Genomic DNA, 24,043 nt, shown 5'->3' on the forward strand with positions numbered 1-24,043 from the left:
TCTAATAAGCAGGTTCAGTGCCAAAGTCACCACCCCTCAATGTTGTTGAAAAATAGGGAGGCTCACTAAGGTATTTGCAGGGGTTGTACAGTGTGTAGTCAGACGCTGTCCAGACCTTGGACAGCGGGGTGTGTACAGGGTAGACTAACGGATTGTCATGGTAAGCCAGCTGCCAGCATCGGAAAAGCTCGCGGCGATTCTGCGCATTAGCCAGCGCATGAACTCGGAGCGAGACCTGCACCAACTGCTGGACCTGGTGGCCGAAGAGGGGGCGCGGCTTCTGGGCGCCGAGCGGGCCAGCATCTTCCTGCTGAGTGAAGACGGCCGCGAACTGACATCAAAGGTAGCGCTGGGCAGTACGGAGATGATCAGGCTGGACTCGAAGCAGGGGATCGCGGGGACGGTGGTATCGACCTGCGAGGAGATCTGTGTCGACGACGCCTACGGGGATACGCGGTTCTACCAGGGAGTGGACGAGCGCAGCGGCTACCGGACGAAGAACATGCTGGCAGTGCCGTTGACCGACCTGGATGGGCGTGCGATTGGCGCATTCGAGATCCTGAACAAGCGCGAAGGGATCTTCGACGAAGAGGATAAGCAGATCACGCGGGCCCTGGCGGCCAGTGCGGCGATCGCCATCCAGACGGCAAAGTTCATTGCGGAGTTGCAGCGGCACCGGGTGCGGTTGGAAGACGAGAATCGCAACCTGTTGCGGGAGTTGGGCGGGAAGCTGCCGGGCAAGACAATCCTGGGTTCACATCCAAAGATCGAAGAGCTGCGGCGGATGATCGAGCGGGTGGCGGACGCCGAGGTCACGGTGCTGATCACGGGTGAGAGTGGGACGGGCAAGGATCTGATCGCACGGTCGCTGCATTTTGCGAGTCCGCGGGCAGCGCGGCCGTTTGTCGCACTGAACTGCGCGGCTTTGCCGGAAACCCTGGTGGAGACCGAGCTCTTCGGTGTAGAGAAGGGTGTGGCGACGGGGGTGGACCGGCGAGCGGGCAAGTTCGAGTCGGCGCATGGCGGGACGCTGTTCCTGGACGAGATCGGCGACCTGAGCCTGGCGGCGCAGGCGAAGATCCTGCGGGTGCTGCAGGAGCGGATGGTGGAACGAATTGGCGGTCGGACCCCAATCCCGGTGGACGTGCGGGTGATTGCGGCCACGAATAAGGATCTGGCCGAGGCGATTCAGAAGAATCTGTTCCGCGAGGATCTGTTTTACCGGCTGAATGTGATTCATCTGCGGACGACGCCGCTACGGCAGATGTCGGCGGACATTCCGGCCCTGGCTGCAATGCTGCTGCAGAGGATCGCGGAAGAGATGCGGCGTCCCGTGCTGGGCTTGTCGAGAGCGGCGCTGGGCGCGCTGGCGGGCTACCGTTGGCCGGGCAATATCCGGCAACTGGAGAACGAGCTGCGGCGGGCCATGGTGGTGGCGCGAGGCGCGATGATCGAGCCGGAGGATTTCTCTGAGGCGCTGCAGGGATCGCCGGACACCGCCGCGGCGGAGCAGGCGGCCGGGCGAGGTTTGCAGGAAGAGATTGAAGATCTGGAGCGCCGACGGATTCAGGAAGCGATGGCGCGGCACGGCCAGAACCAGCAGAAGACGGCGCGGGCGCTGGGACTCAGCCGCCAAGGGTTGATCAACAAGTTGAAGCGGTATGGCATCAAAGCCACCGCTGCGGAGGAAGAGCAAGGTGGCCAATCAGGCTAGGATGGGCGGTACGTCGTCGGCGCATGACCGGATTTCGCATCACACATCGTGGGCGACACGCCGGATTACGGCGGTGCTGTTGAGTATCTGGATCGGCGGGATTCTGCTGGTGTCGCTGGTGGCGCCGGCGGGCTACCGCTCAGTGGACAGCACGATGGCGAGGCCGCCGCAGCATATCGCGAAAGCGATGCAACAGCTGGGGCAGACGCCGATGCGGGACATACTGCAATACCAGGCATCGGAGGCGAACCGCGTTGTGCTGGAGTGGTGGGGCCTGTTGCAGATGGCGGCCGGGCTGTCGGTATTTCTGCTGTTGCTGTTCATGAGTACGGCGGGGCGGCCGGCATTGGGCATATCCCTGGGGATGCTGCTGATGTCGCTGCTGGAGGAGTTCTTCCTGATTCCACGCATTTCCCAGATCGGCCAGGACATTCAGGTGACGAATCCGGCGCGTGCGGCGGAGATGGCGGCGAAGATACGGGCGCTGCACCTGGGCTTCACGGCGTTCGAGATGGTGGTGGTGCTACTGGGCGCGATTCTTCTTGGGCTGCTTCTTCGCAGCAGGCCTGGGTTCAGCGGGAGCCGGAGCGGGCTCAGGGGCGACGGCGTCGAGGCCTAGGTCGAGCTGGATATGATCGATGACGCCGATCACGGCGGAGTCGATTGGCGCGATTTTGAGTCCGACGGTGGTGAAAGCCGCGAAGCCGTCCTGCACGAGCAGAACGCGGTCACCAATGCCGGCGCTGACGCTATCTACGGCGATGACGGGCATGCCGCGATGCGAGCCGTCGAGGTCCAGCGGTTGGACGAGAAGCAACTTCTTCCCCTCATGCGAAGGGTGCTTCTGGGTGGCGGTAATGTCTCCGATGACACGGGCAATCAGCATCAGAGGTGCTCCTCCGTCCTGGGCTTGCCGAGGTTCAGCTCGTCAACGATCCCAACGATGGTGGCATCGGACGGGACTTCAGCGTCGGTAAAGGGGAAGGACGCCTCCTTGCCGCGGACCCAGTAAATGAGTTCGCCGGAGCCGGCGCCGGTGCAATCTGTACAGATGATGGCGCGGCCCGTGAGCGAGAGGTCGGCTTTGACGGGTTGGACGATGAGCAGGCGCTGGCCGGTGAGGCCCAGGTTTTTCACGCTGGACCAGACGCAACCCACGACTCGGCCTAATTGCACGTGTGGATCCCTTTAGCGGCCTGTGTCCATGGAAACGTTGTCGACGATGCCTACGATGACGCAGTCGACCGGTTTGTCCTTGCAGCCTTCAGCCATGCGCGCGCTGCTGCCGGCGACGGTGATGACCAGTTCGCGAAAACCGGCGCTGACGGTATCGATGGCGACCAGATAGCCTGCCTCGTCCTTGCCGTCGGGGGTGACGGGCTTGATGATAAGGAGTTTGTGCCCCTCAAGTCTGGGGTCTTTGCGGGTGGCAACAATTGTGCCGACCACACGGCCGAGCGTCATTTCAGTTTCCTTCCCGGCCTATTTCGACGACTTGCCGATAGGCAGGATAGCTTCGAGGCTCGGATGGGGCCGGGGGATGACGTGGACGGCGACGAGTTCGCCGACACGGCGGGCGGCGGCGGCGCCGGCATCCGTAGCGGCGCGAACGGCGGCCACATCGCCACGGACGAGCGCGGTGACGTAGCCCGAACCGATCTTTTCCCAACCGACCAAATTCACATTGGCGGCTTTCACCATTGCGTCAGCGGCCTCGACCATGGAGACCAGACCGCGGCATTCCACCATTCCAAGCGCATCACCCATCGAAGTATCCTCTCTGCCACCTCACCCAGCCGCGCGGGCGGCGGATCAGGCAACGCCTCGCGACCGCAACACTTCCTCGACCAGCGCGATGAGTTCCTCGCGCGTGACCTCGAATTTACCATTAGACCGCACTGGAGAGCCGGATGGAATGTCCTCGGCGGCGAGCGGGCAACCGGCTTCCAGAGTGGAGCGGGCGTTCACTCCGTAGCGCGTCCGGGACTCGTAGAGCTTGTCGACTTCGATGCGGGGCAGGGCCTTGGCGCCGCCCAGCAACTCGGCCACCAGTGCAATGCGGGCATAGTGCTCGACGGTCTCCATGCGGAAGTAAGCGCTGAAGACGTCCGGACCGTAGCAGACCACCCCGTGATTGGCCATGAGGATGGCGTCGTAGCGGGGGATGTAGGGCTTCAATGGCTCAGTCAGGGCGCTGGTGCCGGGCAGGCCATACTCTGCCAGAGGCACGCAGCCGAGTCCGATGACGACTTCGGGCAGGATGGCCTGGTTGAGAGCGCGGCCAGTGGCGGCGAAACCGGTGGAGACGGGGGGATGCGTGTGAACGACCGCCTGGATGTCGGGCCGCATCTCATAGATGAGCAGGTGCATGGCCAACTCACTGGTGGGCGCTTTCGCGCCGGAAAGCTTGTTGCCCGCCATATCGCAGATGATCAGATCATCCTTGGCGAGCATACCCTTGCTGATGTTGGTGGGGGTGCAGAGGACACGGCCGGAGTCGAGCCGGATCGAGATGTTTCCGTCGTTGGCTGCGATCCAACCTTTTTCGAAGACCAGACGTCCAATTTGGACGATGTCCTCGCGAAGCTCCTGTTCCGTTTTCAACATCTAAAAGTCCAATTGTATCAGACGGGATTTTTAGTCCCTCCGGAAACAGCCTATCGCGCGGTTGCTAGAATGTCGTGGTTAGGAGACCACACTAGATGAAAAATGCTCTTTCGTTGGCAATGACCCTTGGCGCCCTGGGCTGCCTGATGGCCGTTTCGGCCAGTGCCCAGAAGGCGAGTCCGCATGAGACAACAAAGGCGACGATCGCCGGCAAGACGATCACGATCGTCTATGGCCGCCCGTATGTGAAGGGACGGGACGTGTGGCATTCGGCGGTGGCGCCGGCCGGCAAGGTATGGCGCACGGGCGCCGACGAGGCGACCAAGATCACAACCGATGCGGATTTGATGGTTGGTTCGGTGCACGTGCCGGCCGGGACCTACTCCCTGTTCACGATCCCCAGCGGCGACACAAAGGACTGGACGCTGATCCTGAACAAGACGGCCGACCAGTGGGGTGCTTTCAAATATGACGAGAAGCAGGATCTGGGCCGCGCGGCGATGAAGGTGAAGAAGCTTTCCGCCCCCGTCGAGCAGTTGACTATCACGGTGGAGCCGGGCAAGGGCAGCAATGGGAAGTTGAAGATCGCCTGGGCTGACACGGAAGCCTCCATCGACGTGATGGTGCACTAAGCGCTGGAAGTTTCCAGCTTTCGGCGATCAGGTTGGGTTTGTTTGTTCGTGACGGGCCGGACTCGCACGAGTCACCACAGCGGCTCCCGCTAGGGGAGTTCGAAGCTTATGAAGCGGAGCTTGCCGGCCCGTTCGATCTGGACTGCTATCGGATCTCCCGATTTCATCTTGCGTAGCATCTGTCGCAGGTCCGCTACTGAGGAGACGAGCGTGCTGTTGACTGAATAAATAACATCACCGGCTTTGAAAGGGTCGTCCAGAAGAGGACCATCTGCGTGACGAGCGGCCACCAACAGGCCGCCCTTTTCGCGCCGGATGGGGTCTACCTGCTCTCGCAGTTTCGGGGTCAAGTCCACAGCGAAGATGCCGAGTTCGGAGACGAGGTTTTCTTCGCGGCTGGCCAAATCAGCATAGGTCGTGGCTTCGTCATGGCGTTCCACCACCTTGACGGTCAGGGCTAGGCGGCGTTTCCCGCGGACGATTTCCAGATTGACGAATTCGCCGATGGCCGGGCGGTAGACATTGATGTTGAACTGGCGCGCGTTCTCCATCACCTTGCCGTTCAGGCTGTAGATGATGTCGCCCACCCGCAGGCCCGCCTTCTCCCCCTCCCCGTCCGGTTCCACGTCCCCAATGACGACGCCCCAGTTCTGGCTGAGCTTGAGCCCTTCGGCCAGCGAGGGGGAGATGGTCTGGGCGGTGACTCCGATCTCTCCCCGCACGACCCGGCCAGACTTGCGGAGCTGGTCGACCACGTTGGCCACGATGTTGGACGGGACAGCAAAGCCGATGCCCTCGCTCCCGCCGGACTGCGTGAGGATGAGCGTATTGATGCCGACCACACTACCGGAGGAGTCAACCAGCGGTCCGCCGCTGTTACCTGGATTGATCGGTGCGTCGGTCTGGATGTAGATCATGGGGTCGTCTGGCTTTAGCTGGCGCGCGGGCGAGCTGACGACGCCCATGGTGACGGAGTTGTCGAGGCCCATGGGGCTGCCGAAGGCGAGGACGAGCTGCCCCTGCTCGACGGTATCGGAGTCGGCCAGACTCAGGGCGGGCAGACCCTTCTCGTTGACCTTAAGCAGGGCGATGTCGGCTTCGAGGTCGAGCCCGACGAGTTCGGCGCGCGCGATCCGGCCCACGGGCCGGACGGCCGAACGGCGGGCGCCGCTGGTGCTCTCGACGGTGGTGGGCAGGGTGACCTGGACGCGCTGCGCTCCGATAACGACGTGGGCATTCGTGACGATGAAGCCGGATTCGTCGATGATGACGCCGGAACCGGAACTCTGCTGGCGGGCGGCGACGCCGGGCTCGTCGGTCTCGTCCCCTTCGAGCTGGCGGTAGCCGACGGCGGTGACTTTGACGACAGAAGTGTGGACGCGGCGGCTTAGGCCCTGGAAGCTGGCGCTCAGGGCGGCGAATTCGGTTCCTCCGGCCGGCGGCTGAGGCCGGCTTTGCGCTGACAACAGCAGCGCGGCAACGATCGTTCCGGGCAACAATCTTATGAGCAAGCAATTCCCCCGTTTTGTCCTATTCTAATCTCTAAGACAGGCAGCGCATTTTGGAGGACCTCAGATCATGAGACGCCGGACTTTCCTGCAGACCGCGGCTTTGAGCGCAGCGGCACGGATGGAACTGTTGGCCGATACGCCGATGCCGACGGCGACGCTCGGCAAAACCGGGCTCAAAGTTTCCCGTTTTGTGGTGGGCGGGTACCACATGAATGTACAAGGGGAGGAGAACGCGACGAAGATCATCCATCGCGCCATCGACCTTGGGGTGAACTTCTTTGACAGCGCCAATCTGTACCACAAGGGCAAGAGTGACGAGGTGTACGGGCGCGCGCTGGAGGGCGGGCGGCGGCAGAAGGTCATGCTGATGACCAAATGCGAAGTGTACTCGCGCGACGGTGCGATGAAGACACTGGAAGAGCAACTGCGCCGCATGAAGACGGACTACCTGGACCTTTGGGCCTGTCACCAGGTGAGCGAACACAAAGAGGTCGACCAGATCCTGGCGGCGAACGGCTCGCTGGAGGCGTTTGTAAAGGCGAAGCAGCAGGGTAAGGTGCGGCACATCGGCTTCACGGGACACCATGATCCATCGATCCACCTGCGCCTGCTGGAAGCGACCGACGTGTGGGAGACGGTGCAGATGCCGATCAACCTGATTGATCCGCACTACCTGAGCTTCATCACAAACGTGCTGCCTGTGGCCCGCAAGAAGGGCCTGGGGGTGCTGGCGATGAAGTCGAATGCGATGGGCTCGATCACGAAGCAGCAGGTGGCCAGGATCGAAGAGTGCCTGAAATTTACCTGGAGCCAGGACGTGGATGCGGTGGTGTCTGGCGTCGAGACAGTGGAGCAACTGGAAGCCAATATCCTGACGTTGAAGACCATGAAGAAGATGACGCCGCAGGAGATCAGCGTGCTGCTGCACAAGACGAAGCAGGGGAAGACGGGCAGCCAGGTGGAGCAGTACAAGGTGAAGGAGAAAGGGGCGGCTGCCGGGCCGTGCCATCGGGATGGCGAGCCGGCTTAGCTTTCAGCGATCAGCGGTCAGGTTTCAGCTTGAGTTTACCGGCTGATGGCTGACCGCTGCTGCTCCAGGGCTCCGACAGGCTACTTCGTGTAGGCGATGGCTTCGATTTCTACCCGGACATCGCGCGGGAGACGGGCGGCTTCCACCGTGGCGCGGGCTGGCGGGTTCACCGGGAAGTAGCGGGCGTAGATTTCATTCACCTTGGCAAAGTCGCCCAGGTCCTTCACAAAGATGGTCGTCTTGAGGACGGTCTCGAAGGAGGCTCCAGCCGCTTCGAGTACCGCGCGGAGGTTCTCCAGGACGCGGACCGTCTGCTCCTCGATGCCACCCTCCACGATCTGGCCGGTGGCGGGATCGAGCGGAATCTGGCCGCTCAGGAAGGCCAGGCCGTTCCAGCGGACAGCCTGCGAATACGGGCCTATGGCCTTGGGTGCGTCTTCGGTTGAGATGATTTCTTTCATGGTTTTCCCCATTCGAGCGCGCCGGTAAGGGAGGCCGCGCTGGCGATGTTTTCCTGTTTCAAGAAGTGATCGAGCTCGCGCGCAATCCGGATGGGCGCGCGCGGATCCCAGAAGGTGGCGGTACCGACCTGGACGGCCGTGGCTCCAGCCAGCATGAATTCAGCCGCATCCTCGCCAGTCGCGATGCCGCCCAGCCCGACGACCGGAATCTTGACGGCCCGGGCAGCCTGGAAGACCATCCGCAGGGCGATGGGTTTGATGGCGGGTCCGGAGAGTCCGCCGAAACCGGCTCCCAGGCGCGGTTTGCGGGTGCGGACGTCGATGGCTAGGGAGACGAAAGTGTTCGTGAGCGAAAGGGCGTCGGCGCCGGCGGCTTCGGCGGCCTGGGCCAGGGGCTCGATGCTGGTCACATTCGGCGAGAGCTTCACGATGAGAGGCCGGCGGGCGATGCGGCGAACCTCTGAGACGAGTTGGCCCAGCAGTTCAGGATCAGAAGAGAAGAAGATGCCGCCGTGCTTCGTGTTCGGGCAGGAGACGTTGAGTTCGTAGGCGGCGACACCCTGGTGATCTTCCAGGACGCGGACGACTTCGCAGTAATCCTCAATGGCGTAGCCGAAGACGTTCGCGAAGACCGGTGTCGAGTGCTTCCGCAAGGCAGGTAGTTTCTCAGCCACAAAAGCGCGGACACCAATGTTCTGCAGTCCGATGGAGTTCATCATGCCGCCTTCGGCTTCCCACACGCGCGGCGGCTTATTACCATCCATGGGTTCGCGGGAGAGGCCTTTGACGACGAAGCCGCCCATTTGATCGAGATCGAGGATGGACTCGAATTCGACACCATAGGCGAACGTGCCCGAGGCGGCCAACACGGGATTCTTCAGCGGGATACCGCAAAGCGATACGGCTAGACGGGAAGAGGCGGGGTCACCGGCCATTCATACCAGTGTAGCGAACGGTGGGGGAATAACTGGGGCAGGTGGGGACAGCTTTCGGCTTGACATCCTGGAAGGTACATACATACTAGTTGGTATGCCAGCATCGAAGCGCGTCCGGGTTCAGGAAACAAGCCCCCGGCGGGATCCGGAGAGGACGAGAAAAGCACTTCTGGCAGCAGCGTTCCACTGCGTGCACCGGTCGGGATTCCAGGGGACAGACCTGGATACGATTCTCGAAGCAGCGGGCGTGACCAAGGGCGCGCTGTACCACCATTTCGCGAACAAAGAGGCTCTGGGCTATGCCCTGGTGGACGAGGTGATCGGGCAGATTGTGCGGGAGCGGTGGCTGGAGCCGCTGCAAAACGCGGAGGATCCGATCGGGCGGCTGATCGCGATTGTGCAGGCGACCCCACTGCAGCAGGAAGAGGTGGAACGCGGGTGTCCGCTGAACAATCTGGCGCAGGAGATGTCCCCGCTCGATGAGGGTTTTCGAACCCGGATTGCCGCGCAGTTCCATGCCTGGCGAGGGGCGATTGCGGATGCTTTTCGGGATGGCCAGCGGCGCGGGAAGGTACGCGGCGATGTGGACGCGATGGAGACGGCCACGTTTCTGGTGGCGACTTTCGAGGGGTATGTCTCCCTGGCCAAGAATGCGCAGGACTTCCGGGAACTGCAGTCGGGCAAGAAGCTGATGGTGCGATATCTGGGGAGTCTGCGGGCGGCGGGATGAGTTTGCGGCGGCGCGGCAGCATGCCGTACAAACCGGTTGGTATTTGGAGAAGCCGCAGCCGGACGGGTTCGGCTGCGGCTTCTGAATGGGTCTGGGCCCGTCAGTGGGAAGAGCCGGCCTTGGCTTTGGCTTGGGCGAGTTGTTGGTGGAAGCTCTTCTCGTACTGGTCAATCGCGGCCTTGTAGCCCTGGGGATCGACGAACGAGCCGGCCTTTACCTTCTTCTCCATGTCGTACTGCGAGGCATGGGCGGCCACCCAGATCTCGGGCTTCATCCGCTGCTGCTTGGCGAAAGACTGCTCGAGGTCGGCCGCGATGTTGGGGTACTTCGGATTGCCAAGCAGCGGCATGACCACGGTGCCCATGTTGGCGAAGGCCACGGCGCGCTTGCGGCCGTTATCGTCGACGGTCATGGTGTACGTAACACTGCCCCTGGAATGGCCCGGGGTCGTGATGACGGTGAGGGCGGTGGCTCCGAGCTTGATGACCTCGCCGTCCTTGATGCGGCGGTCGACATGGATGGGTGTGAAGTAGGCTTCGGGGCCAAAGGCGGGATCGCTGTGGCCGCCGTCCTCCATGATGGGCGCATCGGCTTCCGTGGCGTAAACTTTGGCTCCGGTAAGCTTGCGGACCTCTTCCATGGCGGCAACGTGGTCGAAGTGGGCCTGCATGTTGAGCAGGATCTTAACGTCCTTCAGTTGGAAGCCGAGCTTCTCTATGCTCTGGCGCAGCAGGGGCGTGGAGTCAGCGAGGCCCGTATTGATAAGGATGTGGCCTTCGGGATTGGTGATGAGAAAGCAAGCCAGGTCCTCTGTTCCGACATAGTAGATGTTGCCGGCGATGCGATGGGCCGGGAAAGGTTTCTTCCAGCCTGGGTTCTGGTCGGCCAGGAGGAGGGGCAGGAACAGAAGTGCGGTGAGCAAAAAGCGCATGAGTGCCAGTATCGCGCGACCAGGTGGTGGGATGGTGGGGGCCGGACCGGGCGAGGGGCCGATGTTACACCGGCAAACACACGTGCGATCGGTGCCCTGCCGGCCATCTTCCGGCCAACGCGTGCTCAGATCCTTGAGACCGCGGCTCCGCCGAATGAATCACAATTGAGTATGCCCCAACCGACGTGCCCGGAGTCCCTCGCATCCGCCAATGGGTTGCAGCCGCAACATCGCGGCTGGGATACTTCGGCAGTGGAGACTACTCTTGAAGATCTGACAGAACGGCTGATCGGTTCCTACAATTGCTGCGGCGGCATCAACCATATCGACGGCAAGAACCTGCCGTCGAAGAATGCCATCGCCGAGATCACGGTGGATCTGCTGCGGCTGCTGTTTCCCGGCTTCTTCGATGAGTTCCTGATTCACTCGTCGGAGATCCACTCGGAAACGTTGGAGCTTGTCGGCAGCGTGCTGCGGCGATTGGAGAATGAGGTCTACAAGAGCCTCGAGTACAGCACTCCGAAAGAGCTGGAAAACGAGAACCTGAAGGACGCTGCGCACCGGCTGACGTTGAAGTTCCTGGGGAATCTGCCGCAGGTCCGCGCGATGCTGCAGACCGACATCGAGGCGGCGTACGAAGGCGATCCGGCGGCATTGAGCAAGGAAGAGGTGATTGTCGCCTATCCTTTCGTGGAGGCCATCGCCGCACAACGCCTTGCGCATGAGCTCTATCTGGACAGTGTCCCCCTGATCCCACGCATCATGACGGAGTGGGCGCATTCGCGGACGGGCATGGACCTGCACCCGGGTGCTCGCATCGGCACGCATTTCTTCGTGGATCACTGCACGGGTACGGTTATCGGTGAGACGTCGGTGATCGGAAACCACGTCAAGATGTACCAAGGCGTCGGTCTGGTGGCAAAATCCCTGGCGGCCGGCCAGGCGCTGCGCGGCCACAAGCGCCATCCCACCATCCAGGACAAGGTCACTATTTATGCGGGCGCCACGATCATGGGAGGCGACACGGTGATTGGCGCGGGCAGCACGATTGGCGCCAGCGTGTTTGTCACCAGCAGCGTCCCACCCTATTCGCTGGTGATTCACGAGGCCGCCGAGGCCAAAGTAATCCAGAAGCGGCCCAGCGGCGCGTTCGAACTGGATTTCCAGATCTGAGCGCCTCGGCTCACTTTGCGGCGACGCGCTACCTTGAATCTGTGAGGGAATCGGACTTGGCTGAGATCGACGAGATGCCGCTACTGTCGCGGACGCCGGCGGAGTGGGCGCGCTCCGTGCTGGCGGAACCGATGCGGCTGCTGGTGGACCACGCCTTCCTGGAGAAGAAGGCGGCCTCCAACGCGCTGGAACTGCTGACCCGGTGGCCGAACGAGTGGTTGGACGGCTGGGTAGAGACCATGACCGGCGTAGCCCGGGATGAGACGGCGCATCTGGCGCAGGTCACCCGGCTTCTGCTGCGGCGCGGCGGGCGTCTGGACCGGGTCCATAAGAATCCTTATGCCAACGCGCTGCGGCTGATGGTGCGCAAGGGCGAGGCGACGGAACTGCTGGACCGGCTGTTAATTTCGGCATTGATTGAGGTGCGGTCGTGCGAGCGCTTCCTGGCACTCGCCGAAGTGTCGGAAGACAAGGAACTGGCGGAGTTCTACAAGGCGCTGTACGCGTCCGAGTCGGGGCATTACCGGGTATTCCTGAAGCTGGCGCGCAAGGTCGCAAAGCCCTCGGTGGCGGACGCACGCTGGCGTGAGATGCTACTGGCCGAGGCAAGGATTCTCGGAGAGCAGGAAGTGGGCCCGCGCATTCATTCCGGCTGGCCTGGAATGACGGCACCCAACGCATAATTCCGCGTACGGTAGTCCAAATCGGAATTATTTGGATATTTGCATCTGGATTAACTTAACCCTTCTTTACACCACTGCATCTCACGCGGAGCCGTGAGCTGTCGATGGAAGGGGCAGTATGTCTGTGAATGCTATCAACAGTTCGCTTTCCGCAACCTCGCTGGAAAGCATACTTAAAACACGGACGGCGAGCACTTCCGAAACATCGGGGGTGTCGTCGGATCCGCCGGCAAGGGTGTCAAAACTAGGCAGCTTGATGGCCCAACTGAGTGAGCTTCAGCAGTCCGATCCGGACAAATTCAAGGAAGTCGCCTCGACCATTGCGGACAAATTGAAGGAGGCCGCGGCGTCGGCTAGCGAGAATGGCGATTCCGAGAAGGCGACGAAGCTGACCGAACTCGCCCAGAAGTTTACGACCGCCGCGGAGACGGGCAGCATGCCGGATCTTCGGCCGTCCGGCGGCATGAAGGGCCCTGGTGGGCCGCCTCCTGGTGGCGGACCGCCTCCTGGACCGCCGCCTACCGATTCGAGCACCAGCGGCACGAGTTCGACGGACGATACTGACAGCAGTTCGACCGATAGTACGGACAGCACGGATTCGGCGGCGAATACGGTGCTGGAATCGTACAAGGAGATGTTGGCGTTGATGGAGAAGCAGGCGGGCACCGATCCAATGTCGACGCTCACCGATGTGTTGCAGAGCGTGTTTTCAGGGCAGACCGCCTGAGGATTGCTGTTGGGACGGGCCTCTGCGTGGGGCTGGTCCGTCCTTGCCCGAGCTTGTATTGGCGGTGACTAAGCCCAGTCGGGCCGGCGGCGCCGGAAGAGCCCGGCAGAATCTTTGAATTGACGGGCCTTGTCCGCATCCATGGAAGGATTCTTAAACTGGGCATCCATCAGCGCGGTGAGATGCGGAAAGACCTCGGTGTTCCGGACGAAGCCGGAGAAGCGTTCCGCACCCGGGCCGAGAGCCGTCAGCAGGGTGTAGTCGGATGTATGAGTGGATCCCGTCCACCCGATTCCCGTATGATTGCCCACCACCTGCCCCATCAGCCCGGACATTGTGTCAAGCTGCCGGTTCATGCTGAGCTTCTTTGTCCCGCTGCCTGACTTCCGCAGGATCTCGATCTCGTCAGGCGCGAGTTCGAACCCGAAGTGATAGCGAGCCAGTTCCTGGACGCGCTCCGGGGTTGGAGCGGGGCCAGCGGGCGCGGTGGCAGCCGGGGTTTTCATGGAATACTCCGCGGCCCCTCCGAGGCGGGGGGAGATCGCGTAGAACGAACTATTTATGCGCGACAGGCGCTCGAAGCACAGGGTGCTTTCCTTGTACTCGTAACCCATGCCAACCAGGCCGGGATTGGAATTCCCATGATCGCTGGTGACGACGACAAGGGTCTCAGGGTGCTTTTCCGTGAATCGGAGCACAATCTCGACGGCCTCGTCGAAGGCGAGCATGTCCCACAGCATCGCGGCCGCGTCGTTGGCGTGCGCAGCGTGGTCGACACGCGCGCCTTCCACCTGGAGCAGGAAGCCGTTAGAAGCAGGACTGAGCGCAGTGAGGGCGGCCGAAGTCATTTCAGACAGCGTCGGCACCAGTTCCTCGGCCGCTTTGTCGGCGCGTCGGTCGATGGAATACGGCAGATGGCTGGCGCTGAAAAGGCCAAGCAGCCGGGCACTGCGAAGGGCGGTGAGCTCGTCGCGGGTAGCCGCGTAGCCGTAGCCGGCTTTGCGGAAAGCGGCGACCATGTCGCGTTTGTCGGCGCGGGCGTTGGGGTCGAAGAAGCGCCGCCCGCCACCCAGGATCACGTCGGCGCGATCAAGGTATTGTTCGGCGATCAGGTGCTCGTCGTCGCGGTGTTTTACCGAAGCCGTGAAGCCGGCGGGCGTTGCGTGGGTCACGGTGGCGGTGGTCACCAGCCCCACGCGCTTGCGCTTGTCCCTGGCAATCTCAGCGATTGGCGTGAGTTCCGTGCCGTCGGGCAGGACGTTCACCCAGCCGTTGAAGATGCGCGAGCCGGAGCCCCACGACGAGGAGGCGGAAGACGAGTCCGTTACCAGCGAATCCAGGGAAGCCATGTCCATCAGGCCGCGTTGGGCCTCGGGACGGTCGAGCAGCGCCTGCCAGAGCAGGCCTTTACCGCGGATGAGCTGGGAGAAGTGGTCGGCGAGGGGCAGCACACTGGGGCTCATCCCGTCGGCCACCATCCAGATGATGTTCCTGGGACGGGCGCCGGGCTTCAGTTGGGCCGAGTGGAGAGCCTCGAGACTGCCACCCAGCGCGGCGAGAGCGCCCGCGCGGCCAAAGAAGCCACGCCTGCCGATCCTTGCGGGGTTGCCTGTTCCTAGCATCACGCCGTTTTCAATTATGACAGTTTAGTCACGGTCCGGATGGCGGCGATCACAAGTTCCGGCGCGTCCAGCTGGACCCAATGCCCGCTCAGGGGGGCGATCACGTGGCTGCCCAGGGTAGAAAGGGCGGCGGTCTGCCGGTGCACTTCCTGGACCTTGGGGTCGATTTTCCCGCCGGAGATGACGACGACAGGGATGGACCGCAGCGGAGCCGCATCCAGGGGGCGGGCACAGGTTTCCGGCAGGCGCTCGAGGTACTCCGCCATGGTCAGGAAGCAGCGGGGCAGGCACCAGTGGGCACACATAATGGGCCAGAGGTCGGACGGGAGTTTGCTGACCTCGCCGACGAGACGATCCGTTACGGAGCTGCCCTGGCCGCTGGAAGCCTTGGCCAACAGTTTTGGGATGGCTCGCGAGCCGGAGAGAAGGAGGTTGAGTGCGAAACGGACAACGCCGATGCGGGCCAGGAAGGCTCCGCGACGAGAGAGCATGACTCCTTTAGCCAGCCGTTTGGCCTGGGTGGGGACAAGCGGACACCACTCGAAGGGCTCCAGCGGGTCTACCAGGACGAGTCCGCGGACCTTTTCCGGATGCGCGACGGCGAAGTGGCGCAGGATGAGACCGCCAAAGGAATGGCCGACGAGGATGAAGGGGCCGGGCAGCCGGGTGGACTCCAGGAATTCGTTCAGATCGGCTACGAGATTGGGCATGGTGCGCGGGGCGGACCGGGCCTGGCTCCAGGCGAGCCCGGCACGGTCGTAGCTGGCGACGGTAAACTCCCGGCTAAGAGGCTCCTGTACCAGCCGCCAACTCACGGAACTGGCAGCGATGCCGGCCTCGAGGATCACTGTGGCCTCCCCGCTGCCGGTCTGGTGAATATGGAGGCCGTTGACGATGCGGCCGGGACCAGGGAAGCGGGTTGCGTCGCGGCGCACCCCGATGGCCTGGTAAAGCAGGCCCGCGGCCGGCAAAAGCAGAACTACGACCGCGAGCCAGATCACAAAATCAACCTTCGTACTTGCCGACAACGATGATCGAGAGAGTTGTGGAACCGATCTTCACATGAAGAACCTGGTCAGTATCGCCTGCGGCCTCGATCCCCTGGGAGATTCCGCCGTCATCCTTCCAGATGCTCAGCACCAGAGGATGAGGAGTGCCCGACGCCTTGCGGCTCATCTCAACCAGGGCGTCGAAGGCCGGGTGGGCAGCCGGGTCGGAATCAGTAGCCGCTGGCGAAAGAATAGCAAAATCGCGCTGCGGAGCCACCCCCTGATGATCGCCGTTCATCGGGAAGAAGCTATACCGCATGGTATAGGTACCGGGTTTAATGGTCTGGCCGCGGCGATCGCTGGCCCGGGCCGGGTACTTCACAACGCCCAGTAGAGACCCGTGGCCGACACTGGACCAAGTGGTGTTCTGCTCAGACGCTCCGCCCTTGGGCTCGGCTGCCACAACCCACATTTCCAGCAGGACAGAGCCGTCATCCTTGAGAACCTTCACACCATCCTTGACCAGGGACGCGGCAACGGCGGAGGCCTCGGTAGGTGGAGCGCCAGCCGGCTGAACTTTGAATTCTGCAAAACACGAGACGGCCAGCAAACTGGCCACACCGATAGCGCGGAGGATTGTCATTTCCTACTTGGATGCAAGGACAGGCAATAAGATGCGATCCAACTCGTCGTCGGTCCAGGCGGACGGGGTCATATTTCGGTGCAGCGACCAGCGCTCGACATGTTCGAGCGTGCCGCCCGGCTCCACCTGGGTAAGCGGTCCAAGTGTTTCCATCTCCAGGAAATCGGCGTTGGTAAAGGTCTCATAGGAGGAGCCCATGTCGGGGTGCTCCTCGCGCGGCGCGGCGTCGTACTGCTTGAGGAACATTTCCCCGTTCAGGAAGTAGGCGCCAAAGGTCTTGGGGTTGTGATGCGCCAGTTTAGTGGGCGTCGTGTTGCCGGGCTCGCTGCGCAGGACAAGGTATTTCCTGGTGAAGGTCCAGCGGGGGTCGCTGAGATCACTGAACGCCCACATGATCAGCGGATTGGTGGGCTGGAGCATTTCGGGGTGGGTGCCGCGCGGGGGGAAGCCAGTGACTCCATGCCCGCCGGGGGCCATCATTGACAGCGCCCAGGCCGCGTACCGCAGGGGCATGTTGCCTTGATTGATGAGCCGGTGAATGACGGTGGCGCCAGTACCCGTCGGCGCCAGGTGAATCTCGATCTGCTTCTGGATGCGGGTTTCGTTCTCCACCGGTTGAGTGGCAATGAGGACGTCGCCCTTCAGGTCGACCTGGATTTCAGAGTTGTCGGGCGGATAGGTGTAGCGGATATCTTCCGGACCTACCCAAATACGGTGGCCACCTCGCGCCACCCAGGCGGGCTCTCCACTCTTGCCTTCGGTTTCTTTCTGAACCCAGAAGAGATTCTGCCCGCCAACATAGCCGAAGCGCATGACACGCGGGCCGATGTCGGCGGTGACGATCATCTCCACTTCGCCGTTGCTGATGCGGTAGCAGTTCGGCCAACCGGCCCAGGAGGTCTTATCGATATGGATTGAGGCAGTAGAAGTCATGGCGAATCTTAGGGCTAGGAATCCTAATCCTGCTCGTCGCCCGCTATTCTTTCTTGAATGCGAGCACAGCGTCAAGCGGTGAACCAGTACGGCGGGCCTCGACGCGGCAGAACCCGCAGGACTCCAAGAGCACCTTGTATTCCGAAGGGGTGCGTTCACGGCCTTCCGTACAAACAAGCATGTTTAATGACTGCATCTGGGAGGAGACCGGGCCGGAGGCGTCTTCATCCAGAAGCGTCTCCGCGATCAGCAGGGCTCCGCCTGCCGGCAAGGCGGCATGGATCTTGTGCAGGAGCCGATGGATCTTCTCTTCGGACCAATCGTGAAGTATCCGGCTGACGGCATACAGGTCGCCCGCGGGAAACGGGTCGGCAAAGAAGTCGCCGGCGACGACGGAAAGCCGGTCCGCGGCACGGGAGGCGGAAATGTGCGGCCGAGCCGACTCGACGACGGCCGGCAGGTCGAAGACCGTGGCGCGCAGATTGCCGTAGCGTTCGCAGGCTGCAATCGAAAGATGTCCGGTCGCGCCACCTAGGTCCACCATGTGCCGGAACTGGTTCAAATTGAAGATCCGGACCACGGCCGGTGAACCGATTTGCCCCAAACCGTGCATACCGGACAAAAATGTCTGGCGCGCCTCCGGCGTGCGGAAAAAGTGGTCAAACAAAGCCGACTTTCCGCCGAAAGATTGGTCCCAGCGGTGGGTACCTTCCCGGACGGCCTCGTCCAGGTGACTCCACAACTGGAACAGGACCTGATCCGAGTAGAGGATGTAGCCGCTGAGCGTATCGGGGCTTTCGCGACGGAGGTAGACCTCCGCTTCCTGCGTGTTTGCGTACAATTCTCCCGATTTGGTCAGCAGGCCCAGTCCGACACATCCATCAAGTAACCGGGTCAGCGCGCCGGGATGCAGATTCAGTTCCACGGCCAGGGCGGCAGAGGAGGCCTGCGAATGGTGCAATCGGTCGAAGACGCCGAGCGACACCGCGGTGAACATTGTCTTCGAGCGCCGGAACGCGTCGATGAGGTCTAGTACCAGCGAAGGATCAGCGTGTGCCATCTCCCACCATTGTGCCTGATGTATCGCTTCATAGAGGTCCAACTAAGGCTATTGCCCTATGGTTTCGACGGCTGATTTGACCGAAGGTTTAGTGAAGGAAGCATATAGAACCTTGGCCCATCCCAAGAAGATCCGGTCGATCGCGACGAAGTTCTCGATGTTCACCGCGATGCTCGTCTTCTGGGTGATCTCCGTAGTACTCGCGTACGATATATCCTCCAACGCGGACGGGGTGAGATTGAGCAAGGTCGCGATCCTGCTCGCGATTCTCCTGCTGGTGGCCGGCACCATTGCCAGGTTCACGACGCGCCTTCTGGTCAAGCCGCTGCTCCTGCTTCAGGAGGGGATTCAAGAGGCCCGGGCCGGCCGGATGAAGAAAGTTCAGCTCAGCAGCACCGGCGACGAGATAGAAGTTCTAGGGGATAGCTTCAATGCGATGATCGGCTCACTGGAGACGTATCAGGAGCAACTGCGGGAACACCAGGAGCAGTTGGAAGAGAAGATCCGGAGCCGGACAGACGAACTGGAACAGGCCCTGCAAAAGGCGCTGTCCGCGAGCCAGGCCAAAAGCGAGTTCCTGGCAAACATGTCGCATGAACTGCGCACTCCGATGAGCGGAGTGATCGGGATGCTGGATCTCGTGCTGGACAGCCCGGTAAGCAACGAGCAGCGTGAACAATTGAAAGCGGCGCAGAACTGCGCCCATTCCCTATTGGGCTTGTTGAACGACCTGCTGGACCTCTCGAAGATCGAAGCCGGCCGCATGGTGATCGAGGAGATCCCGTTCGATGTCCGCCAACTCGTTTCGGATTGTGCCAAGACGCATCAGTTGAGGGCTCGCTCGAAGAGCGTCGCCCTGACGTGGGAAGTGGATCCGGCGGTCCCGTCCCAGTTGATCGGCGATCCTCTGAGACTGCGCCAGATTCTGGCCAATCTGTTCAGCAATGCAGTGAAGTTCACGCCAGCGGGGTCTGTGCGGGCCTCGATTTCCGCGGACGTGTCAGAATCCGGCGAGACGGCTCCGGTGAAGCTGCGGATTCGTGTATCGGACACCGGCGTCGGCATCCCCAAGGAAAAGCTCGACGCCATTTTCGAAAAGTTTACACAGGCGGACGGCAGTATCAGCCGGCGCTTCGGCGGCACAGGCCTGGGCTTGGCAATCACGAAGCGTCTGGTCATGCTGCTGGGCGGGCACATCGAAGTAGAAAGTGAACCGGGCAAGGGCAGCACGTTCGTTGCTGTGATTCCGATGATGCCGGGCAGCAGCGAGGGCCGGGAGGCGATGCGGCAGAGTGCGCTGGCCCCACCCGAATCGGTGGATGAGAATGGCCGCGGCCTGGTTTTGCTGGTAGAAGACAACCTCATCAATCAGAAAGTCGTGACCTCCCTGCTCCGCAAGAAGGGCTACACGATCGACGTAGCCAACAACGGACAGCAAGCGTTGGAGAGCCTGGAAGCCAAGTCTTACCGGTTGGTCCTCATGGACGTTCAAATGCCCGTGCTGGATGGGCTGGAGGCTACCCGGCGTATTCGGGCCGACCAGCGCTTTGCGCACCTGCCGGTTGTGGCCATGACCGCGCATGCCATGAATGGCGACAGGGAACGCTGCCTGCAAGCGGGCATGAACGCGTACATTGCCAAGCCCGTGGATCACAAGCATCTGCTCACGCTGGTGGAGCAGTACATGGATCAGCCGCTGTTCCCCCTGCAGGAGAAACCCGTGGCAGCAGCACCGGTGCGGGCCAGCATCGGCTCAGCATCCCGCATGATGGACGCCGACCCCGTACTGCTGGGCCAGATGATGCAACTGTTCCTGCAACTGGCGCCTGAGCGGTTAAAGAAGCTCCAGGCAGCCACCGAATCCGGCGATCTGGCCGCGCTGAGGAGCGATGCGCAGCGAATCCAGAGCGCGGCGCAAAGCATCATGGCGGCAGCGGTGGCAGAGACGGCCGCCCGCTTGGATCGAGCCGCCGAGGATTCCGATTTCGAAGCGGCTCGTATCAGCCTTGAAGCGATGGAAGTGGAACTCCGCCGGCTGCAGGAGTCAGCGGTCCCGGCCGTTAGCTAGATCCGCTCCCAGAACTCCTCGTCCTTCTCCAACTCGCGCAGCATGCGCTTTTCGTCCGGAGAGCCGTGCGATTCGAAGTGAATCTCGCTGAACTCCTTGCCGGAATCGTCCATGCCACGCACGAGGCCGGAGCGGATGTCGTACACCCAACCATATATCTCCATGCGGGCGCCTTCGACGCGAGACCGGATGAACGGATGGGTTAATAGATTCTTCACCTGCTGGATGACGTTCTGCTCCACCATGCGCTCCATCCGTTCGTGCTCATCCACATCGGGAAAGAGCCTTTCCACTTCACGCCGGGCGGGTGCGGCGTGTTGCACCCAGGCCGCCACGTTCGGCATGGAAGCCACTTTCTCGGGGTGCAGGATCCCCTTCATGGCTCCGCAGTTTGTGTGCCCACACAAGATCACGTCCGTGATGCCCAGCGCCTCCACGGCATACTCAATGGACGCGACGGTGCCGCCACCATCGGCAGACCCCAAGGGCGGCACGATGTTGCCGGCGTTGCGGATGAGAAAGAGGTCGCCTGGTTCAGCCTGTAGGATCAGGTTTGGGACGACACGCGAATCGGAGCAGGTGATGAACAACGCCCGCGGCTGCTGGTTTTCGGCCAGGTGAGCGAAGAGTTCGCGGTGGCTGGGGTAGACGTCGGATTGAAAGCGCTTAAGTCCGGTCAGGATGTCGATCATGAGTGCTCCTAAATCAGCGCCGGGGCCAAGGGGACTCTGTCAGGGTACACCGCCCCTGTCATCAAGACCAGGCGCTCATAGAATAAGACCCGGTTGTCATCCGGAGGCGGCCTCAAAATGGGTGTCGTCCGATATACAATAGTCGGCGGCTGAGGTGCCGAACGAATGGAAAGCAAGAACAACAACACGTCACGCCGGTCGTTTCTGACCGGCCCGGCAGCGGCAGGCGCCGCATTTACGATAATGCGGCCTGAACTCGTCAAAGGCTGGGCTCCTGCAAAACTGAAGGTTGGCCTGGTTGGTTGCGGGGGCCGCGGCTCTCAGGCGGTGCTGGATGCGCTGAAGGGCGATTCGGCCGTGGAACTCGTCGCGATGGGCGACGCCTTTGAGGACAAGCTGGAGAAGAGCCTGAAGGACCTGCGGACCAGAGCGGAAGCCATGGGCGCGGGCGACCGGATCAGGGTGGAGCCCGACAAGAGGTTCGTCGGCTTTGACGCATTCAAGAAAGTACTGAAGTCGGATATCGACGTGGTGTTCCTGGCCACGCCGCCCGGCTGGCGCCCCATCCATTTCGAAGCCGCCATCGAAGCCAACAAGCATGTCTTCTGCGAAAAGCCGTTTGGCGTGGATGGCACTGGCATCCGCCGTTTCATGGCCGCGGCCCAGAAGAGCGTCGAGAAGAAGCTGACGGTGGTGAGCGGCGCCCAGCGGCGCAGCGACCCCTACTACCTGGAGAATGTGGATGCGCTGAAGAACGGCAAGCTGGGCGACATCGTCGGCTTGTACGCCTATTGGGTGGGGACGCCGGTGATTCAGCAGCGGAACGGCCGCGACGCGAAGTGGGGCGACATGGAATGGCAGCTCCGCAACTGGTACTCGAACCTTTGGATTTGTGGGGACCAGATCGTCGAGCAGCACCTGCACAACATCGACGTCTGCAACTGGGTGATGGGCACACACCCCATCAGCGTTGTGGCTACCGGCGGCGCAGCCTGGCGCCCCAAGGACGAGATCCACGGCACGATCTTCGACCACATCTCGGCGGACTATGAATACCCGAACGGTGTGCGGATGTCGAGCTACTGCCGTCAGTTCCCCAACGGCCTGTACGGCCAGGTGAACGAAGTGGTGGCAGGCGCCAAGGGCCGCATTGAACTGACGCAACCTCGTGGCGGCGTGGGCTACTATCTGGAGCACACAAAGCTGTACAAGTCGATCCGCGGCGATGGTCCGTACATCAACGAATCGCTCGAAGTGGCAGCCAGCACGCTGACCTGCATCATGGGCCGCGAATCAGCCTATAGCGGACAGAAGATCACTTGGGATATGATCTTGAATTCCAAACAGGATCTGATGCCCAAGGAAGACCAGTGGAAATATGATGGGAAGCCGGAAATCCCGGATTTCCCTGTTCCCGGCAAGTACAAGTTCATCTAGAATTGTTTGAAAGAAGTAAGGCCGGGCAGAGCGCCCTGAAATCCCGCTATCAGGGAGCGCTGCCCGGCCTTGCTGCGTCTGGAGGCCTCGTTGAGCGGGTAGGATGAAGACACATGCGACTTTCTTCCTATGGGCAGGCGTCGACTAGTCCGGCGCCGGTGAGCCGGATGATGGCCGAGTTCTCCCACGACTTCCGCGACGGTGTCGACATCAACCTAGGCATCGGGTATGTGAACGAGCAGACCATCCCGGTGGCGGGACTGCGTGAGGCGATGGAGGCTGTCGCCGCGGACGGACGGAAATACCGCCAGGCGTTCAACTACGGGAGCCCTGCCGGCTCCGCTAACCTGATCGCATCGTTGCGCAACTTCCTGATCGGTCATGGCGTGGGAGGGCTGACGGAATCCAGCCTTGCAGGCAAGCGGCTGGCGATTGGCGCTTGCGGAGCCACCAGCATCCTGGATGCCCTTGGCGATGTGCTGCCGCAAGGGATCGTCATCACCTCGGACCCGATGTACTACATCTACGCCGAAGCGATGGAGCGGCGCGGGTTTGAGATCCTCGCTGTGCCGGAAGATGCGGAAGGACCGTCGCTGGAGGTGCTCCGCGAGAAGCTGAACGGCTTGGGCCCCAGGGCGGACCGGATCTCGTTCTTTTACTTTGTTACGGTCAACAACCCGTCGTGCACTCTACTCTCCAACCGCAGGCGGCGCGCCCTGCTGGAAGTCGCGGAGGAGGTATCGCAGGCACAGCACCGCAAAATTCCGATCATCTACGACCTGGCGTATGAACTGCTGCTGCACGATCCGGCAGTGGAACCCTTCAAGTCCGTTTTGCCGTTGGACAGCTCCGGCATCGCCTTCGAGATAGGGACGTTGTCGAAGATCCTGGCTCCCGCCCTGAGGATCGGCTACATCCTGGGTCCGGATGGGCCTCTGATGAATGCGCTCGTGCAGAAAACGAGTGACACCGGCTTCAGCGCTCCGTTGTTTGTACAGGAGATGGCGAGCTACCTGTTGGGTCATAAGATCGAAGAGCAGTTGAGCCAGGTGAACGCGGGCTATCGCCAGAAGGCGCGGGCAGTTCTGGCGGGCATCGCGGAGCACCTGGGCCCCTCGATCGAGGAGTGCCGCGGCGGCAGCGCCGGCTTCTACTTTTACCTCACGTTCCACGAGGTGGAGACTCATCCGAAGTCCGCCTTCTTCCAGTTCCTCACCAGGACGACGGGTGAGCCGGAGGTGGATCAACTCGCGGGCTCGAAACGGCCGCGCGTCCTGTACATTCCGGGCGAGTATTGTGTACACTCCCGCGGCGATCTCGCCGTGAAGGGACGGCGGCAGCTGAGGCTGTCGTATGGTTTCGAGGACGCCCCTCGGATCGTGGAAGCGCTGAGCCTGATGCGGGCAGCAGTGGAGTATGCGAAGAGCTCGCGGCAGGTGGTTTGCCCCGGTTAGGATAGGAAACT

At 61.9% G+C, this 24,043-nt stretch carries 26 protein-coding genes; 11 read left to right on the forward strand and 15 right to left on the reverse strand.

Features of this window, described 5'->3' with window-relative positions; translation table 11 throughout:
* Positions 1 to 217 precede the first annotated feature (217 nt).
* Together IRI77_RS17020 and IRI77_RS17025 are read left to right on the forward strand one after the other, a co-directional pair.
* A complete protein-coding gene (locus tag IRI77_RS17020) occupies positions 218 to 1,714 on the forward strand; it encodes a sigma-54-dependent Fis family transcriptional regulator (protein ID WP_194453233.1) in 1,497 nt (498 codons plus the stop codon).
* A complete protein-coding gene (locus IRI77_RS17025; protein ID WP_194453234.1) occupies positions 1,698 to 2,333 on the forward strand; it encodes a DUF4149 domain-containing protein in 636 nt (211 codons plus the stop codon). Before IRI77_RS17020 ends, IRI77_RS17025 begins: the two co-directional genes overlap by 17 nt.
* Here IRI77_RS17025 and IRI77_RS17030 read toward each other — a convergent pair.
* Genes IRI77_RS17030 through IRI77_RS17050 form a run of 5 tightly spaced genes read right to left on the reverse strand, consistent with a single transcriptional unit; the run spans position 2,238 to position 4,321 of the window.
* On the reverse strand, positions 2,238 to 2,600 hold the full coding sequence (locus IRI77_RS17030; RefSeq protein ID WP_194453235.1) for a EutN/CcmL family microcompartment protein: 363 nt from the start codon (positions 2,598 to 2,600) through the stop codon (positions 2,238 to 2,240). The genes IRI77_RS17025 and IRI77_RS17030 overlap by 96 nt on opposite strands.
* The gene (locus tag IRI77_RS17035; protein ID WP_194453236.1) at positions 2,600 to 2,890 is read right to left on the reverse strand and encodes a EutN/CcmL family microcompartment protein; all 291 of its coding nucleotides are present in this window, start codon (positions 2,888 to 2,890) and stop codon (positions 2,600 to 2,602) included. Before IRI77_RS17035 ends, IRI77_RS17030 begins: the two co-directional genes overlap by 1 nt.
* 12 nt (positions 2,891 to 2,902) lie before the next feature.
* A complete protein-coding gene (locus IRI77_RS17040) occupies positions 2,903 to 3,178 on the reverse strand; it encodes a EutN/CcmL family microcompartment protein (protein ID WP_194453237.1) in 276 nt (91 codons plus the stop codon).
* An 18-nt stretch (positions 3,179 to 3,196) separates the two neighbouring features.
* A complete protein-coding gene (gene eutM / locus IRI77_RS17045; protein ID WP_194453238.1) occupies positions 3,197 to 3,481 on the reverse strand; it encodes an ethanolamine utilization microcompartment protein EutM in 285 nt (94 codons plus the stop codon).
* 45 nt (positions 3,482 to 3,526) lie between these two features.
* Positions 3,527 to 4,321: a class II aldolase/adducin family protein gene (locus IRI77_RS17050; protein WP_194453239.1), complete on the reverse strand. Its 795-nt coding sequence runs from the start codon at positions 4,319 to 4,321 to the stop codon at positions 3,527 to 3,529.
* A gap of 95 nt (positions 4,322 to 4,416) precedes the next feature.
* Between IRI77_RS17050 and IRI77_RS17055 the strand changes: the two genes are divergently transcribed.
* Positions 4,417 to 4,953, forward strand: a complete 537-nt coding sequence (locus IRI77_RS17055; RefSeq protein WP_194453240.1) for a DUF2911 domain-containing protein — start codon at positions 4,417 to 4,419, stop codon at positions 4,951 to 4,953.
* A gap of 89 nt (positions 4,954 to 5,042) precedes the next feature.
* Here the strand turns inward: IRI77_RS17055 and IRI77_RS17060 are convergent, their stop codons facing one another.
* On the reverse strand, positions 5,043 to 6,449 hold the full coding sequence (locus IRI77_RS17060; RefSeq protein WP_194453241.1) for a trypsin-like peptidase domain-containing protein: 1,407 nt from the start codon (positions 6,447 to 6,449) through the stop codon (positions 5,043 to 5,045).
* Positions 6,450 to 6,531: 82 nt separating this feature from the next.
* On the opposite strand from IRI77_RS17060, the gene IRI77_RS17065 reads away from it, so the two are divergent.
* The gene (locus tag IRI77_RS17065) at positions 6,532 to 7,494 is read left to right on the forward strand and encodes an aldo/keto reductase (protein WP_194453242.1); all 963 of its coding nucleotides are present in this window, start codon (positions 6,532 to 6,534) and stop codon (positions 7,492 to 7,494) included.
* An 80-nt stretch (positions 7,495 to 7,574) separates the two neighbouring features.
* Here the strand turns inward: IRI77_RS17065 and IRI77_RS17070 are convergent, their stop codons facing one another.
* Positions 7,575 to 7,955: a RidA family protein gene (locus tag IRI77_RS17070; RefSeq protein WP_194453243.1), complete on the reverse strand. Its 381-nt coding sequence runs from the start codon at positions 7,953 to 7,955 to the stop codon at positions 7,575 to 7,577.
* Positions 7,952 to 8,890, reverse strand: coding sequence for a dihydroorotate dehydrogenase (locus IRI77_RS17075; protein ID WP_194453244.1), 939 nt, complete (start codon positions 8,888 to 8,890; stop codon positions 7,952 to 7,954). Before IRI77_RS17075 ends, IRI77_RS17070 begins: the two co-directional genes overlap by 4 nt.
* A gap of 94 nt (positions 8,891 to 8,984) precedes the next feature.
* On the opposite strand from IRI77_RS17075, the gene IRI77_RS17080 reads away from it, so the two are divergent.
* Positions 8,985 to 9,620 (forward strand): TetR/AcrR family transcriptional regulator, encoded by a 636-nt coding sequence (locus IRI77_RS17080; RefSeq protein ID WP_194453245.1) that lies wholly within the window; start codon positions 8,985 to 8,987, stop codon positions 9,618 to 9,620.
* Between the two features lie 100 nt (positions 9,621 to 9,720).
* On the opposite strand, the gene bla is transcribed toward IRI77_RS17080, so the two are convergent.
* Complete coding sequence (bla, locus tag IRI77_RS17085) at positions 9,721 to 10,551, reverse strand: subclass B3 metallo-beta-lactamase (RefSeq protein ID WP_194453246.1); 831 nt, start codon at positions 10,549 to 10,551, stop codon at positions 9,721 to 9,723.
* A gap of 252 nt (positions 10,552 to 10,803) precedes the next feature.
* Here bla and IRI77_RS17090 point away from each other — a divergent pair, with 252 nt between their 5' ends.
* From IRI77_RS17090 to IRI77_RS17100, 3 genes are all read left to right on the forward strand, one after another.
* Positions 10,804 to 11,724 (forward strand): serine O-acetyltransferase, encoded by a 921-nt coding sequence (locus tag IRI77_RS17090; protein ID WP_194453247.1) that lies wholly within the window; start codon positions 10,804 to 10,806, stop codon positions 11,722 to 11,724.
* Positions 11,725 to 11,780: 56 nt separating this feature from the next.
* Complete coding sequence (gene miaE / locus IRI77_RS17095; protein ID WP_194453248.1) at positions 11,781 to 12,407, forward strand: tRNA isopentenyl-2-thiomethyl-A-37 hydroxylase MiaE; 627 nt, start codon at positions 11,781 to 11,783, stop codon at positions 12,405 to 12,407.
* Between the two features lie 256 nt (positions 12,408 to 12,663).
* The gene (locus IRI77_RS17100) at positions 12,664 to 13,134 is read left to right on the forward strand and encodes a hypothetical protein (protein WP_194453249.1); all 471 of its coding nucleotides are present in this window, start codon (positions 12,664 to 12,666) and stop codon (positions 13,132 to 13,134) included.
* A 68-nt stretch (positions 13,135 to 13,202) separates the two neighbouring features.
* Here the strand turns inward: IRI77_RS17100 and IRI77_RS17105 are convergent, their stop codons facing one another.
* The 5 genes from IRI77_RS17105 to IRI77_RS17125 are packed head-to-tail and all read right to left on the reverse strand — an operon-like array spanning position 13,203 to position 18,423.
* Positions 13,203 to 14,756, reverse strand: coding sequence for an alkaline phosphatase (locus tag IRI77_RS17105; RefSeq protein WP_228486839.1), 1,554 nt, complete (start codon positions 14,754 to 14,756; stop codon positions 13,203 to 13,205).
* Between the two features lie 14 nt (positions 14,757 to 14,770).
* A complete protein-coding gene (locus tag IRI77_RS17110; protein ID WP_194453251.1) occupies positions 14,771 to 15,757 on the reverse strand; it encodes an alpha/beta fold hydrolase in 987 nt (328 codons plus the stop codon).
* A 4-nt stretch (positions 15,758 to 15,761) separates the two neighbouring features.
* Positions 15,762 to 16,388 (reverse strand): hypothetical protein, encoded by a 627-nt coding sequence (locus tag IRI77_RS17115; protein ID WP_194453252.1) that lies wholly within the window; start codon positions 16,386 to 16,388, stop codon positions 15,762 to 15,764.
* Between the two features lie 3 nt (positions 16,389 to 16,391).
* Positions 16,392 to 17,321 carry a hypothetical protein gene (locus IRI77_RS17120; RefSeq protein WP_194453253.1) on the reverse strand — a complete coding sequence of 310 codons (930 nt, stop codon included), beginning with the start codon at positions 17,319 to 17,321 and terminating at the stop codon, positions 16,392 to 16,394.
* Positions 17,322 to 17,364: 43 nt separating this feature from the next.
* Positions 17,365 to 18,423 (reverse strand): class I SAM-dependent methyltransferase, encoded by a 1,059-nt coding sequence (locus tag IRI77_RS17125; protein ID WP_228486778.1) that lies wholly within the window; start codon positions 18,421 to 18,423, stop codon positions 17,365 to 17,367.
* Positions 18,424 to 18,439: 16 nt separating this feature from the next.
* On the opposite strand from IRI77_RS17125, the gene IRI77_RS17130 reads away from it, so the two are divergent.
* Positions 18,440 to 20,449, forward strand: a complete 2,010-nt coding sequence (locus IRI77_RS17130; RefSeq protein ID WP_194453254.1) for an ATP-binding protein — start codon at positions 18,440 to 18,442, stop codon at positions 20,447 to 20,449.
* On the opposite strand, the gene IRI77_RS17135 is transcribed toward IRI77_RS17130, so the two are convergent.
* Positions 20,446 to 21,141, reverse strand: a complete 696-nt coding sequence (locus IRI77_RS17135; protein ID WP_194453255.1) for a carbonic anhydrase — start codon at positions 21,139 to 21,141, stop codon at positions 20,446 to 20,448. The two genes, IRI77_RS17130 and IRI77_RS17135, sit on opposite strands and share 4 nt — an antisense overlap.
* A 165-nt stretch (positions 21,142 to 21,306) precedes the next feature.
* Between IRI77_RS17135 and IRI77_RS17140 the strand changes: the two genes are divergently transcribed.
* Entirely contained in the window at positions 21,307 to 22,578 is a 1,272-nt protein-coding gene (locus IRI77_RS17140) for a Gfo/Idh/MocA family protein (protein WP_194453256.1), read from the forward strand.
* A 113-nt stretch (positions 22,579 to 22,691) separates the two neighbouring features.
* The gene (locus tag IRI77_RS17145; RefSeq protein ID WP_194453257.1) at positions 22,692 to 24,032 is read left to right on the forward strand and encodes an aminotransferase class I/II-fold pyridoxal phosphate-dependent enzyme; all 1,341 of its coding nucleotides are present in this window, start codon (positions 22,692 to 22,694) and stop codon (positions 24,030 to 24,032) included.
* Positions 24,033 to 24,043 lie beyond the last annotated feature (11 nt).

The sequence above is a fragment of the Paludibaculum fermentans genome, from assembly GCF_015277775.1.
In the GTDB taxonomy this organism is placed as follows: Bacteria; Acidobacteriota; Terriglobia; order Bryobacterales; family Bryobacteraceae; genus Paludibaculum; species Paludibaculum fermentans.